Consider the following 13,230-nt stretch of genomic DNA (forward strand, 5'->3'; position numbering starts at 1 on the left):
CCGTGAAGGCCTCCTTCTCAGGGGGCCTTCACGGATTCACAGCACGGCGCTGACGTCGCGGGCGGCGGCGCGGAGCCCGTCGTGCGCCGCTCGCGTCGACCGCGGGTCGAGAGCGTTGGCGGCCAGGCGGAAAAGGACCGCGCGCAGCAGGAGCTGGGGCCATTCGGGCAGATGCGCCCAGCGTTCGAGCAGGTCGATGGTGGCGCCGCCCCAGACCAGCGCGTCGACCGCGACGATCGCGGCGCCCCATTCGCCGGGCCGGTAGTACGGCACGAAATCGACGATGCCGGGGGCCGCGTCGCCGTCGAACAGCACACCGGCGAGCAGCTCGCCGTGGACGACCTGGTCCGGCAGTTTGACCGGTCTTCGGGAACCGGCCAGCACCTCGAACCAGCGGCCGCCCTTGTTCTCGTCGAGGGACAGGTCCGCCTCGCCCCAGGCGAGTTTGTCGGCCAGTGCCTCGAGATCGGTGCGCCGCCCCAGGAAGTCCGGCCGCGGCAACCCCGCTGTCGCGCGGTGCAGTTTGACCGCCACGTGCACGACGTCGTCGTAGCGGTGCTCGGCCGTGCCGGAAACGAACCGGTTCGCCGACCAGCCGCCGACCACCCACCGGCCGTCGCTGGACCGGACGGGCTTCGCGACCCGCAGCCCCGGCTCGTCGACGGCCTCCAGCGCCCGGGCCGTCCACAGAGTCCGCGCCTTGTCCACGACCGGCTTGAGCACGAGATCGGCGTAGCGCCAGGCGGTGGTGCCCGGCAGCGGCTCCGCGTCACCGTCACGTCCGCCGAACGCCGAACAGACGTGTTCCGGAGGGCTTTCTAGGGTGACACGCACGGCTCGGCACGTTACCCCGTCTTCCGCGCCACGAACGAGAAGACGCGCTGGTCTTGAGTAGCGATACTCAAGACACAATCACTCCTGACCTGCCATTCTTCCGCTGTGATCCCCCGAACGGCTCAGCGCCGCTTCACCGACGGCCAGCTCGTCGCCCTCGCGCTCGGCTCCCTGTGGCTGCTCGGCACGCTGGGCTCGGTCACCGTGGGCCTGCTGCTCCCGCTCGCCGCGTTCCTGCACGTTCCCTGGGTCGCGTTGCCTGTTCCGCTCGTGGCGATCGGGACGGTCTATCTCGTCGGCTACCTGGCTTTTCCGGCTCTCGCGAAACCGTGGCCCCGGCTGGCCTGGGCCACCGCGGTCGGGGCTTTCGGCGTTTTCGGCGCGATCTTCGTGCTGGAGGTGGCGGAAGCGTTCGACCCCTGGTTCGCGGTGCCGTTCCTCGGGGCGCCGGTGGCGCTCGCCGCCGGACTGTTCGCGCCCGGCCTCGGGGTGCGGACCGGCGCGGGACTGCTCTTGATCACCCTGATCGCCGGCGGGATCGCCGTCCCTTCGGCCCTGCCCGAAGACACCGCCGCCCGGCGGCTGGCCGCTGTCGACGTCCCGCGCGATCGCACCCTCGCGGCCGACCTCGGTCCCCAACGTCTCCCGACGAAGGCGACCGAAGACTCCGGGTCGCTCATCGTCGAGTACGCGCCACAGCTGTGGATCTCGCCCGTCTGGACCTTCGCGACCGACGCCATCGAGAGCTGCGAGACGCCGGTGAAGACTGACTGGCGCCTTCAGAACGCTACGTGCGCTTCGGTCGGCGACGGTGAGTTCGTCCGGCAGAACGCGGACAAGATCGAGTTCGTCCAGCGGCGTGGCGCGCTGTCGGCGCATGTCGCGGGCAATCACAACTGGAAGCCCGAGGAACTGCGCGAGCTGGCGGGGAAGACCCATCCGCTGACCGACACCGAGATCGTCGCCGCCCTGCCGAAAGCTTCCGGCGGGAACCGGACGGACGTCTTCGCCGGCTTCGCGACCTTCGTGCGCGCGATCTTCACGGGCGGGTCCCTCGGCTACTGACCGCAGGAAGGGAGCGAGGGACCTTTGCTATCGCCTGCGCCTGTGCCTGGGTGGGCTGCTCCGTGAAGGCCTCCTTCCCTACCTTCAGAGTAGGGAAGGAGGCCTTCACGGCCCTCAACCAGACCTAACGGGAGCAAAGGTCCCTTGCTCTCTTTCCGCTGGTCAGCGGCACAAGAGCGTCAGTACGTCGGCAGGCTCTGGTCGATCTGCCGCGCCCAGGCCAGCACGCCGCCACCGAGATGGGTCGCGTCCTTGAACCCGGCCTGGTGCAGCGCGGCCAGCGCCTCCGCCGAACGCGCGCCCGACTTGCAGTGCAGCACGATCGGCTTGTCCTGCGGCAGTTCCGCCAGTGCCTCGCCCGAGAGGATCCGGTCCTTCGGGATCAGCGTCGCGCCCTTGATGTTGACAATCTCGTACTCGTGCGGCTCGCGGACGTCGATGAGGGCGAAGTTGTCGCCGTTGTCGAACTTGGCCTTGAGCTCCGCCGGAGTGATCGTGTGCCCCGAAGCGGCCGAAGCGGCTTCGTCGGACACAACGCCACAGAAGGCTTCGTAGTCGATGAGCCCGGTGATCTTCGGGGTCTCGGGATCCTTGCGGATCTTGACCTCGCGGTACTTCATCTCCAGCGCGTCGTAGCTGACGAGCCTGCCCAGCAGCGGCTCACCGATGCCGGTGATCAGCTTGATCGCTTCGTTGACCATGATCGAACCGATCGACGCGCACAGCACGCCCAGCACGCCGCCCTCGGCGCACGACGGGACCATGCCGGGCGGCGGCGGCTCGGGGTAGAGGTCGCGGTAGTTGAGGCCCTTGCCGTTCGGCGCGTCCTCCCAGAACACGCTCGCCTGTCCCTCGAACCGGAAGATCGAGCCCCACACGTAGGGCTTGCCGGTGAGCACGGCGGCGTCGTTCACCAGGTACCGCGTCGCGAAGTTGTCGGTGCCGTCGAGGATCAGGTCGTAGCGCTCGAACAGTTCCAGCGCGTTCGACGACTCCAGCCGCTCGGTGTGCAGGTGCACCTTCACGAAGGGGTTGATCTCGGCGATCGACTCCTGCGCCGACGCGGCCTTGAGCTTGCCGATGTCGGACTGGCCGTGGATGACCTGGCGGTGCAGGTTCGATTCGTCGACCTCGTCGAAGTCGACGATGCCGAGCGTGCCGACCCCGGCCGCGGCCAGGTACAGCAGCGCCGGGCTGCCGAGGCCTCCGGCGCCGATGACCAGCACCTTGGCGTTCTTCAGCCGCTTCTGCCCGGTCACCCCGACGTCCGGGATGATCAGGTGACGGCTGTACCGGGCCACCTCTTCCTTGGTGAGCTCGGCGGCCGGCTCGACGAGCGGCGGCAGCGTGCCTGACATCGGGTCCTCCATCTCGCGTGGATCGCGGGTCGCATCCCAGTATCTACAACACCGACAGGCGGAAACGACTTCCCCTGTTTCATATCCTGGGAAATTCCAGCTGCTGAGACGGTGGAGGCTAAGGTGTCGGATTCGGCCAGGAGCCCGGCTTGCAGACCTTGCCGTCGGCGGGAACCCTGCCCCGGTCCCCACCCGGCAGATCGTTCAGCTGCGCCACGAAGTCGTTGGAGACGCCGAAGGTCTGCTGCATCATGACCGGCGCGATCGCGCCGTTTTCCTGGCAGCCCAGGTGCTTTCCACCCAGGGCGTGCCCGACCTCGTGGTTGATGGCGTACTGACGGTACGACACCATGTCGCCCTGGAACGCCATCGCTCCGCGCACCCAGCGGGCGAGATTGATCACCACGCGCTTGTCGAAGCTCGACCGGTAGCACGAGGTCTCATAGGTGATCTGGAACATGCAGACGTCCGCGCGATGCGTCGTGTTCGGGGTGGTGAGACTCACCCGGAAGTTGGGGTTCGGGAAACTCGCGTCGACGCGCTGGAGCGCCTTCTTCCCATCCCACGTCCAGCTCTTGGCATTGGACAGGGTCTGCTCGACCGACCTGGCGAAGCTGTCGTCGCCCATGTAGCTGGTCGGATCGATGCCGTCCTCGACCTCGACGGTGTACGTGTACAGCTGTCCCTTCCCGACCTTCTCGCCCTTGCCCGGCACCACGTGATAGGTGCCCTGGCCGGACTCGGTGAAGGGTTCACCCTTGGGCAGGTCGGCGGTCGGGATCTTGAGGTCGACCGGTTTGGCCGGGTTCTCGGGGAGGACGTCGCCGCCGCCGTCGACACCCGCACCCGGCTCGCCGCCGTTGCCGGCGGACCCGTCGGCCGAAGCGAGGCTCGTCCCGTCGGAGGCGATCGGCTCGGCCGGGCCGGTGGCGGTGTTGAACACGACCAGCGCGGTGATCACCACGAGGATCGGCAGCGCGTACACGCGCCAGCCGTAGGTCTTGGCGAAGTGGCCGATGCCGCCCTTGCTCTTGCGGGCCTTGGTCTTGGCGGTGTCGGACTCGTGCGGCTTCCAGGACGCGCTGAGCGGCTGGGCGCTGGTCCGGCGACCGCCCGGGCGGTAGCGGTCTTCATCGAGCCGCTGAGACGGCGGCGTCGTCGGCCGGTACTGACCGGTGCGCGGAGCTTCCGAGGTCCGGGGCTGGGCGCGCGACGGACGCCGGGCGGACGCGGAGTACTGAGACCGCCGACCTTCGCCCTGCGCGCCTTGCTTAACCCGATCCACGGGGACCAGGGTGCCATAACCGAACTGTGATGTTGTGAGCGACCGCCGCTTCGTGCGGCGTGTCTCGCCCACCCGAATGGGCTACCAGGTGCCCGATTCGACCGATTCCCACATCCCCAAAACGGCCTTCGCTACGACATTCGGGCGTTCCATCTGCGCCACATGGCCGGTTCGGGGCAGAACGAGCAACCGGGCGTGCGGAAGTAGCCGAGCGGTGCGCTCCGCGCGCCGGACGGAGATCACCCGGTCGTGCTGCCCCCATACGACGAGCGTCGGCGTGGCGACCGTCGGCGCGACCGCCCACAGCGACGCGGGCCCGCGCGCGGACCACGTCCGGAAGATGCCGAACGTGCTGCGGGCCAGCGCGGGGGCGGCCCAGGCGAAGGCGGCGCGGGCGCTGTGCTCCTGTTCGAGTTCGTCCAGCCTGCTTTCGGCGAAGCGGCCCGGCTCGGCGAAGCACAGCTTGATGACCTGCATGGCGCGTTCGCGCGGGCCGAGCGCGGCCAGCTGACGACGTACTCGCGGGCCGATCACCGGCAGATACGCGAACGCCATCCGCGGGTCGGACAGCCGCTTCATGCTGGGACGGAGATCCGGCATCGCGGGCGAGATCAGCGTCAGCGTCTTCACCAGTTCCGGGCGGCGGGCCGCGACGAGCAGCGCGACCGCGCCGCCCATCGAGTTGCCGAGCAGGTGCACCGGCCCGGCTTCGAGGCTCTCGATGTGGTTCGCGACGACCTCGGCGTGCGCGTCGAGGCTGAAGTCGAAGGCGTCAGGCGGCTCCGAATAGCCGAAACCCGGCAAATCGACCGAAGTACCCCCCGCCTGGGGCGCCAGCAGCGCGGCGAGGTCGGTCCAGTTCGTGGACGAACCGCCGAGCCCGTGGACGTAGACCGCCGTCCCGGGACCGCCCGGAGTCCGGCGGATGTGCAATTTCACCCCGCCGACACCTATTGTTTCCCCGGGCCAAGGCGGCGGCGCGGGGTCCAGCGACGGCAATGACCTGCGCGACAGCGGTACGTGGGTCAGCGGCGGACGACCCCCGGCGGCACGGGAAACTGGAGAAGACACAGCACAAGGATGCCCGACCCTTGGCGGTCCGGCCGTACCGGCGAGTAATCTCGAGCTCACTTCACGCGGCGGTGACCCCGCCCTGCGGAGCCCCGCTCGACTGGAGGCACGATGACAGAAATGGCGCGACTGCAGGCCCGAGGGGTCCGCCTGCCCAGAACCGAACGCCGCGCCCAGCTGCTGGCCGCCGCGCAGCGGGTGTTCGCCGCGAACGGCTACCACGCCGCCGCGATGGACGAGATCGCCGAAGAGGCCGGAGTCAGCAAGCCGGTCCTCTACCAGCACTTCCCCGGCAAGCTCGACCTCTACATCGCGTTGCTGGAGAGCCACGTCGACGAACTGGTGCGACGCGTCAAGGACGCGCTCGACTCCACGACGGACAACAAGCAGCGTGTCCCGGCGACGGTCGGCGCGTTCTTCGACTTCGTCAACAACGACGCCGGCGCGTTCCGCATGGTCTTCGAATCCGATCTGCGCGGCGAGCCCGCCGTGCAGGAGGCGGTGGACCGGGCGACGTCGGCCAGCGTCGACGCGATCACGGAGACCATCACGGCCGACGCGGGCCTCGACGAGGACAAGGCGCGGCTGCTCGCCGTCGGCCTCGTGGGGCTCTCGCAGGTCAGCGCACGGTTCTGGCTGGCGCACCACAAGTCGATGAGCCGCGAAGAAGCCGTCGCCCTCACCGCCAACCTCGCCTGGCGAGGCATCGGTGGTGGCTTCCCGCTGCAGCACTGACCCCGCGTTTCGGCACCTACTTGCGATTGCCCTGATCGCAAGTAGGTGCCGAATTGCGTGGGCTACTGGGGCAGCAGCTTCTTGATGCGGTCCGCGGCGGCCTGGGCGTCGGCGACGACCCTCGCGGTGTCGATGCCGACAACGCGGCCCTCGCGCTTGAGGGCGCGGCCGTCGACGAACACCCACGAGACGTTCGCGGGCTGGGTGTTGAAGACCAGCTGATTCACCCAGTCCACCTTCGGCGCGAAGTTGACCGCCTGGGCGTCGACCAGCTGGAGGTCCGCCCGCTTGCCCGGCGTCAGCGACCCGATCTCCTTGTCCATCCCGAGCGCTTCCGCGCCGCCGAGCGTCGCCATGCGCAGGACGTCCGTCGTGGCCGGATAGACCGCCGGATCCGTCGCGATCGCCCGCTGGAGGCCGACGGCCGCGCGCATCACGTTGAACATGTCGCTCGTGTCGTTGGTGCCGCCGTCGAGGCCGAGCCCGACCTTCATGGCCCGCTTCTTCATCTCCGGCAGCCGGATCACGCCCGACGCGAGCCGCATGTTCGACAGCGGGTTGTGCGCCACGCTGACGCCTGCGGCCGCGAGTTCGTCGAGGTCGGCATCGGTGGCCTGGATGACGTGGTTCGCCACCAGCCCGGGGTGCAGCGCGTTCGCCCGCCGGAGCGCGTCCATCTGCCCGGCGGTCAGGTCGGCCTTGGATTCGAGCAGGTGGACGTTCAGCGAGACACCGAGCTCGCGCGCGAGCTTCTCCGACGCCTCGACACTCGGGAAGTTCCCGGTGGACGGATGGGTGCCGACCTGCAGGCGAGCCAACGGGTTCGGGTCGATGACCTCGCGCTTCACGCGGCGGATCTCGTTCTGCAGCGCGGGATCGGTGGTTCCGTTGTAGGAGTAGAGGAACCGCAGCTTCGACTCGCCGAGAGCGCGGAGGCCGCCCTTCGCGAAGTCGGCGTTGAACGCGTGCGACCAGTCGGTGACCGTCGTGATGCCGGTCGAGACGACGTCGGCGGCCGCGAGCTTCGTGCCCGCGTACGCGTCCGCGTCGGTCACCGGCGCCCGGTACAGCGGGATGACGCATTCGCCGAGCCAGCCGACGAGTTCCTTGTCGGCCGCGCAGCCGCGGATGAGCGACTGCCACAGGTGGTTGTGCAGGTCGACGAACCCGGGCAGGACGATCTTGCCGCGACCGTCGACGACCTTCGCGGCGCCCGCGTCGAGGTCCTTGCCCACCTGCTTGATCTTGGTGCCTTCGAGGACGACGTCGGCGTCGGCGAGGGCGCCGAGCGGTCCTTCGCCGAGACTCGGGTCCATCGTGAGCACCATCGACGCGTCACGGATGACGACGCGGCCGGCTCCGGTGAATTCCGCGTCGCTCCCGGCTTCGATGGTCCCGCCGCCGAGACCGCCGAGCAAGGCGGCGCCGAGGGCGACGGCGAGCGTGAGGCTGAAGACCGACAGGACGGATCTGCGTTGTTTCATGGTTCCAACTCCCCAGTCGAAAAGATCAAGCTAGCTCACCTGACGCGGACACCCCGCAGAACGACCGCGACGGGATGCTCCAGCTGCGCCAGGTCTTCGCGCGGATCTTCGGCGTAGACGACGGCGTCGGCGGGCGCGCCGGGCACCAGCCCGGGCAGGCCCAGGTACTCGCGCGCGGCCCACGAGCCCGCGGCGAGGGCGTCGTGCGGCCGCAGCCCTGCCTCCGCGAGGGCGCGGATCTCGACGCCGACGCGGCCGTGTGGCCGGGAATCCGTTCCGGCGAGGATCTTCACCCCGGCCTCCGCCGCCGCCACGACCAGCGCGGGATGCGCCTCCGCGCCGTCGACGAACCAGCGTTTCCGCGGCGAGTCCTCCCGGTTCCGCACGTTCCCCAATGCCGACTGGAACACCGAAAGCGTTGGTGTGAGGGCGGTTCCGCGGGCGGCCATGGCCGGCAGGTAGCCCGGGTCGAGCCACATCCCGTGCTCGACCGAATCGACTCCCGCGGCCACCGCGGCTTCGCCGCCGGCAGCGTGCTGGGAGTGCACCGCGACCCGCCCGCCCACCGCGTGCACCGCCTCGACGACCGCTGTCATGACGTCGGACGGCACGGTCTCGTCCCCGACGGTCCAGTCCGCGATGATCTTGGCCCAGCCGGTGCGTCCCGCCTGCGCCGCGGCGAGCGCGGGGAGTTCGGCGTGGGTGGCGCGGCGGCCCCAGCCGTCGAAGAACTGGCCGTGCTGGGCGATCCACGGTCCGGCGTGCACCGCGCGGGGCAACCCCGGTTCGGCGCCGAACCACTCGGGCGGCTCGCCGGGCAGGCCGGGCGAGCGGATCATCGTGACCCCGGCGTCGACGTGCCGACGCAGGTCGGCGCGCAGGATCTCCTCGTCCATCCGGTCACCGGGCGCCTCGGCACCGGGATGGGTGTGGGCGTCGACGAGCCCCGGCAGCAGCCAGCCTTCGGCGATCAGCTCCGCGCCGGGGACCGGATCGGCCGTCCAGCGGTCGCCGTCGGCGTAGAGGTCGACGTACTCGCCGTCGGGCAGCGCGCGGCCTCGGATTCTGACGATCACGGTGCCCCCTGGTGAGTGTCCACCCGACTCAACCACGAGCAGCCGGGAGCAAGGGACCTTTACTGTCGCTTTTGGCCCGTCCAGCGGAACGCGCTGGGCCGGATTTCGGATATGACTCCTGCGACCGCGTTGCCGACCCGCGAGGAGTCCGCCATGCCCCACATCGCGCTCGACGAGAACCTGCCCGGCATCGCCGCCCTGTTCGCTTACCGGCCGGAGACGGCGGCGCCGCTCGGGCAACTCGCCGAAGTGCTGCTTCGCGGCCCGAGCAGCCTCAGCGTGGGTGAACGCGAACTGGTCGGCGCGGTCGTCTCACGCCGTAACGACTGCACGTTCTGCTCACGCAGTCACGCCGCCGTCGCCGCCGAAGCGCTCGAAGGCGGTATGCCGGTCGTCGAAGCGGCTTGGGAAGACGTCGACGGAGCGCCCGTGTCAGCGAAGATGAAGGCGCTTCTGCACGTCGCGCTCGCTGTCCGCGAAGGCGGGAAATCCGTGAGCGAAGACCTGATAGCGGCAGCCCGCGCGGAGGACGCGACAGACGTCGAAATCCACGACACGGTGCTGATCGCGGCCGCTTTCTGCATGCTCAACCGCTACGTCGACGGGCTGGCGACCCTCGCCCCGGACGACCAGGACGCCTACAAAGGCACGGGCGTCCGCCTGCTCGAGAACGGCTACACCCGCCTCTGAGCGGGAGCAAGGGACAATTTTCCGCCGAAATACCCGCTCTGGGCGACTTTGCGAAGGAGTCGTGAGTGATAAAGAGCCTTAGAACGCTCTTTATCACTCACGACTCTCCACAGAAACGTGCATACCGACATCAATCGGACAGTCAATCACCCGCAGAGTGTCTCTTGTGGACATTCATGGTGCGGCCGCCCGCCCGGCAGTGGCTCGATCACGCCATACGCCCCTTTAGTTATTGAGGGGTAAGGCAAACGTGGCGTGTTCGTGGGATGGGTCGGCGACTTTGCGCAACACCGGACCTCGGGTGCCGACTGGGTGGATTTTGGTGCGTCAGATGAGCAGAAATCCACACAGTCCCGCCTGACCGGACCGGTCGCGACGGCCGGGTAGCCCTAGAGTCCCGAGGGGACGGCTCACGTTCTCGTCGGCCACATCGACCCGACACCTTCGACTTTCGGTTAGTTAGCATGGGTACGCTAACGATAGTAAAGGTCCCTTGCTCCCCTCAGACCCTCGCGGCGCGACGGACCAGCACCGCGATGCGGGCCGAGACCTCTTGCGCCCGTTCCTGCGGAAGCATGTGCCCCGCGCCGGGGTAGCGCACGAATTCGGCGTCCGGCAGCGCGTCGGCGATGACCTTGGCGTGCGAGGTCGGGCACAGCCGGTCCCGCTCCCCCGACAGCACGATCACCGGTTTTCCCCGCAGCGCGGCGAGCGTGACCCGGCAGTCGTGCCGCGAGATCGCGTCCTGGAATCCGGCGACACTCGCCGGATGCGCGCACAGCAGCTGTTCGGCAACCGAGTCCACGTCGGCCCGCTGCGGGCGCCGTCCGAAGACGAGCAGCCGCGCGCCGGGACGCACCACGGACAGCGGCAGCGGCAAGGCGTCCCGGCGGTTCTTCGCGAGCAGCTTCGCGAGCCTCCGTTCGAACCTCGCCGCGCCGCTGCCCGCGATCCCCGGCAAGCCGAGGGTGATCCGGTCCATCTCACCGGACGAAGTGGCGACGAACGCGACCCCGGCGACGCGCCGGGCCACGAGGTCGGGATGCCTGCGGGACAATTCCATGATCGTCATGCCGCCCATGGAGTGCCCCGCGAGCACGATCGGTCCGTTCGGGACGCGGTCCTGGATCAGTTCGGCGAGATCGTCGGCGAGGGTCGCGATCGTGGCCGTCCCCGGTTTCGCCGGCGCCGAGCCGCCGTGGCCGCGCAGGTCGTAGCGCAGGATCCGGACGGAGTCGCCGAGCCGCGACACCACGCCGTCCCAGGTCCGGTGGTCCTGAGTCCAGCCGTGCACGAGCACCAGCGTGAGTTCGGAGTCGGCGGGGCCACTCTGCTCGACGTGCAGGGCGGTGCCGTCGCCGGTCACGAACCGATGCTCCCGCGACGGATCCCAGGAAACGGTGCCGCGCTGTTTGACGCCCCTCATCGCTTCCCCGGCAGCAGGAAGGACTTGCGCCAGAAGTACATGCCTGGCTTGCCGACCAGACCGGATTCCTGCAGGAACGGCATGATCTTCTCGCCCGCCCACTGGACGCTTCCCTGCCAGTTCGGGTTGTTCAGCGCGGCCTCGACGCCGTCACGCGGCCGGATGCCGACGGCCTTGTAGACGTTCGGGTTGATGAAGGCCCGCGTCACGAAGTACGAGATCAGCGCGATGATGAACTGCTGATAGACGATTTCCTTCTTCGTCAGCTTCGCCATCCCGCGAGTGACCTCTTCGCGGGCGAAGGTGACGTGCCGGGCTTCTTCGAGAACGTGGATCCGGTTGACCATGCGCACCAGCGGCTGGATGTCCGGGTCGTTCATCTGCTCGCGCTGAAGCCGGTCGAGGACCTCTTCGGCGACCAGGATCGCGCCGTAGCGCGCGGGGCCGTAGCTGATCGACGGCATCAGTTTCGCCAGCCGCCGCAGCCACGGCACGGGCCCGTAGGACGGGCAGCCGATCCGCGACGCCATCCGCGCGAACATCGTCGAGTGACGGCATTCGTCCGCGATCTCGGTCAGCGCGTACTGCGCGTGCGAGCTGGTCGGGTCTTCGTCGTAGACCTCCTTGAGCAGCATCTGCATCAGGAGGATTTCGAACCACAGCCCGGTCGTGGCGACGCTCGCGACCTCGTGCTTGCCGAGTTCGATGCGCTGCTCTTCGGACAGTGAGTCCCACAGCTTCGTGCCGTAGAGCGAGGAACGGTGTGCCGGGATGTAGCGCTTCCCGTCCACGAGCGGAGCGTTCCAGTCGATGTCGACGTCGGGGTCGTAGAACTTGTTTGCGGAGGACTTGAGCAGCCGCTCGGCTGTCTTCTCCCGGTCGGTTTCCTTCAGCGCCCGCGTCATTGCCGACACACCCCTATCTGTAACTCGCGGTAACAGTTACCTCTGGTAGCATGACTTGGGTGATCGAACGTGTCAAGCGCAACAGCAAGCAGTCGAGCAAGCACCCCACGGCGGGTGAGGCCGACACGGGCGATGCCCGTCGCGACCGCTGGCGCAAGCACCGGATCGCGCGTCGCGCGGAGTTCGTCGAGGCCGCCCTCCGCGCCCTCGACACACACGGCCCGGACCTCGGCATGGAGGACGTCGCCGCCGAAGCGGGCGTCACGAAACCCGTGCTGTACAGGCACTTCGACGACAAGGCGGATCTGTACGTCGCGCTCGGGCAGCGTGGCACGGAGATCCTCTTCCAGCGGCTGATCCCGGCGATCAACTCCGAACTGGCCCCGGTCCCCCGGATCCGGATGGCGCTCGACGCGTTCTTCAGCGTCATCGAGGAGCACCCCAACCTGTACCGCTTGCTCGCGCGCGGCGGCCTGCAGGAGAAGGTGCTCGTCAAGTCCGACGTCGTCGCCGAGGACAAGGAACTGATCGCCACCGCGCTGACCGCGCTGCTCGGCGACTACATGCGGATGTTCAACATGGACTCCGGTGCCGCCGAACCGTGGGCGCACGGCATCGTCGGCATGGTGCAGAGCACCGGCGAATGGTGGCTGGACCGGCGCTCGATGGGCCGCGACAGCGTCGTCGAGTACCTGACGCAGATCATCTGGGCCGCGATCGACGGCCTCTCCCGGCAGCAGGGCATCGTCATCGACCCGAACCTGCCGCTCGAAGAGAACAAGGTCGTCCAGATGCGGAAGACCGACGAAAAGCAGGTGGAGGGGCAATGAGCGAGCACGACGAAGACGGCTACGCCGGCGAAGCGGTCCTCGTGATCAACGGGACCGAGGTCGCGGCGACGGTCGACCTGCGGGGCTACTTCCAGCCCATCGACGGGTACTACCGCTGGTACGGCCGCGTGGCCACCAACGAGCAGGTGTCCGCGGCCGCCGGCGGCAAGAAGACCGCCGTCGAGATCCGCGCGGGCGAGTACAGCGCGAAGGGCGAACTCTCCGACCCGGACCCGTGGGACCGCTACCGCATCATGGGCACCAGCACGCCGCCCTTCCACGTGCCGACCAGCCTGGAAGAACTGAACGAACTCAACGCCTGACCCCCGGAACGCGGAGTCCGTGAAGGACTCCTTGAGGGACCCAGGGAGGCTGTTGCGTTTTGGGGCGACCTGCTGGTGATGATTTTGGTGTGGGCTGGTGATGCTGGGAGAATCCTGGTGTGGCTATGGGTTTTCGTCCGGTGGATCG

The 13,230-nt window shown here is 68.6% G+C and carries 13 protein-coding genes; 5 read left to right on the forward strand and 8 right to left on the reverse strand.

Annotated elements, in window-relative coordinates; translation table 11 throughout:
* Nucleotides 1-36: 36 nt before the first annotated feature.
* Nucleotides 37-834, reverse strand: a complete 798-nt coding sequence (locus ACFOSH_RS20750) for a TIGR02569 family protein (RefSeq protein ID WP_378240660.1) — start codon at nucleotides 832-834, stop codon at nucleotides 37-39.
* Nucleotides 835-939: 105 nt separating this feature from the next.
* On the opposite strand from ACFOSH_RS20750, the gene ACFOSH_RS20755 reads away from it, so the two are divergent.
* Nucleotides 940-1,899 (forward strand): hypothetical protein, encoded by a 960-nt coding sequence (locus tag ACFOSH_RS20755; protein ID WP_378240662.1) that lies wholly within the window; start codon nucleotides 940-942, stop codon nucleotides 1,897-1,899.
* 179 nt (nucleotides 1,900-2,078) lie between these two features.
* On the opposite strand, the gene moeZ is transcribed toward ACFOSH_RS20755, so the two are convergent.
* The 3 genes from moeZ to ACFOSH_RS20770 all read right to left on the reverse strand — a co-directional run bounded on the left by moeZ (nucleotide 2,079) and on the right by ACFOSH_RS20770 (nucleotide 5,481).
* Nucleotides 2,079-3,257, reverse strand: a complete 1,179-nt coding sequence (gene moeZ / locus ACFOSH_RS20760; RefSeq protein WP_378240664.1) for an adenylyltransferase/sulfurtransferase MoeZ — start codon at nucleotides 3,255-3,257, stop codon at nucleotides 2,079-2,081.
* 118 nt (nucleotides 3,258-3,375) lie between these two features.
* Nucleotides 3,376-4,542 carry a DUF3152 domain-containing protein gene (locus tag ACFOSH_RS20765; protein ID WP_378240665.1) on the reverse strand — a complete coding sequence of 389 codons (1,167 nt, stop codon included), beginning with the start codon at nucleotides 4,540-4,542 and terminating at the stop codon, nucleotides 3,376-3,378.
* Between the two features lie 81 nt (nucleotides 4,543-4,623).
* Nucleotides 4,624-5,481 (reverse strand): alpha/beta fold hydrolase, encoded by an 858-nt coding sequence (locus ACFOSH_RS20770; RefSeq protein ID WP_378240667.1) that lies wholly within the window; start codon nucleotides 5,479-5,481, stop codon nucleotides 4,624-4,626.
* Between the two features lie 243 nt (nucleotides 5,482-5,724).
* Here ACFOSH_RS20770 and ACFOSH_RS20775 point away from each other — a divergent pair, with 243 nt between their 5' ends.
* Nucleotides 5,725-6,348 (forward strand): TetR/AcrR family transcriptional regulator, encoded by a 624-nt coding sequence (locus ACFOSH_RS20775; protein WP_039922912.1) that lies wholly within the window; start codon nucleotides 5,725-5,727, stop codon nucleotides 6,346-6,348.
* Nucleotides 6,349-6,410: 62 nt separating this feature from the next.
* Here the strand turns inward: ACFOSH_RS20775 and ACFOSH_RS20780 are convergent, their stop codons facing one another.
* Nucleotides 6,411-7,832: an amidohydrolase family protein gene (locus ACFOSH_RS20780; RefSeq protein ID WP_378240668.1), complete on the reverse strand. Its 1,422-nt coding sequence runs from the start codon at nucleotides 7,830-7,832 to the stop codon at nucleotides 6,411-6,413.
* Nucleotides 7,833-7,867: 35 nt separating this feature from the next.
* Nucleotides 7,868-8,908 (reverse strand): amidohydrolase family protein, encoded by a 1,041-nt coding sequence (locus tag ACFOSH_RS20785; RefSeq protein WP_378240669.1) that lies wholly within the window; start codon nucleotides 8,906-8,908, stop codon nucleotides 7,868-7,870.
* Between the two features lie 153 nt (nucleotides 8,909-9,061).
* Between ACFOSH_RS20785 and ACFOSH_RS20790 the strand changes: the two genes are divergently transcribed.
* Nucleotides 9,062-9,598 (forward strand): carboxymuconolactone decarboxylase family protein, encoded by a 537-nt coding sequence (locus tag ACFOSH_RS20790; RefSeq protein WP_378240670.1) that lies wholly within the window; start codon nucleotides 9,062-9,064, stop codon nucleotides 9,596-9,598.
* A gap of 502 nt (nucleotides 9,599-10,100) precedes the next feature.
* On the opposite strand, the gene ACFOSH_RS20795 is transcribed toward ACFOSH_RS20790, so the two are convergent.
* Nucleotides 10,101-11,024, reverse strand: a complete 924-nt coding sequence (locus ACFOSH_RS20795; protein WP_378240671.1) for an alpha/beta fold hydrolase — start codon at nucleotides 11,022-11,024, stop codon at nucleotides 10,101-10,103.
* Nucleotides 11,021-11,929: an AurF N-oxygenase family protein gene (locus ACFOSH_RS20800; protein WP_378240672.1), complete on the reverse strand. Its 909-nt coding sequence runs from the start codon at nucleotides 11,927-11,929 to the stop codon at nucleotides 11,021-11,023. The genes ACFOSH_RS20795 and ACFOSH_RS20800 overlap by 4 nt, the downstream gene beginning before the upstream one ends.
* Before the next feature lie 50 nt (nucleotides 11,930-11,979).
* On the opposite strand from ACFOSH_RS20800, the gene ACFOSH_RS20805 reads away from it, so the two are divergent.
* Nucleotides 11,980-12,759, forward strand: a complete 780-nt coding sequence (locus tag ACFOSH_RS20805) for a TetR/AcrR family transcriptional regulator (RefSeq protein ID WP_378240673.1) — start codon at nucleotides 11,980-11,982, stop codon at nucleotides 12,757-12,759.
* On the forward strand, nucleotides 12,756-13,082 hold the full coding sequence (locus ACFOSH_RS20810) for a DUF4873 domain-containing protein (protein ID WP_378240674.1): 327 nt from the start codon (nucleotides 12,756-12,758) through the stop codon (nucleotides 13,080-13,082). Before ACFOSH_RS20805 ends, ACFOSH_RS20810 begins: the two co-directional genes overlap by 4 nt.
* Nucleotides 13,083-13,230 lie beyond the last annotated feature (148 nt).

This window comes from Amycolatopsis speibonae, assembly GCF_042647925.1.
Taxonomy (GTDB): Bacteria; Actinomycetota; Actinomycetes; order Mycobacteriales; family Pseudonocardiaceae; genus Amycolatopsis; species Amycolatopsis speibonae.

Excerpts from the sequence above, each read along its gene's own strand:
- moeZ (WP_378240664.1), bottom strand. The coding sequence starts at position 3,257 with ATGTCAGGCACGCTGCCGCCGCTCGTCGAGCCGGCCGCCGAGCTCACC.
- ACFOSH_RS20775 (WP_039922912.1), top strand. The coding sequence starts at position 5,725 with ATGACAGAAATGGCGCGACTGCAGGCCCGAGGGGTCCGCCTGCCCAGA.
- ACFOSH_RS20780 (WP_378240668.1), bottom strand. The coding sequence starts at position 7,832 with ATGAAACAACGCAGATCCGTCCTGTCGGTCTTCAGCCTCACGCTCGCC.
- ACFOSH_RS20790 (WP_378240670.1), top strand. The coding sequence starts at position 9,062 with ATGCCCCACATCGCGCTCGACGAGAACCTGCCCGGCATCGCCGCCCTG.
- ACFOSH_RS20795 (WP_378240671.1), bottom strand. The coding sequence starts at position 11,024 with ATGAGGGGCGTCAAACAGCGCGGCACCGTTTCCTGGGATCCGTCGCGG.
- ACFOSH_RS20800 (WP_378240672.1), bottom strand. The coding sequence starts at position 11,929 with ATGACGCGGGCGCTGAAGGAAACCGACCGGGAGAAGACAGCCGAGCGG.
- ACFOSH_RS20805 (WP_378240673.1), top strand. The coding sequence starts at position 11,980 with ATGACTTGGGTGATCGAACGTGTCAAGCGCAACAGCAAGCAGTCGAGC.
- ACFOSH_RS20810 (WP_378240674.1), top strand. The coding sequence starts at position 12,756 with ATGAGCGAGCACGACGAAGACGGCTACGCCGGCGAAGCGGTCCTCGTG.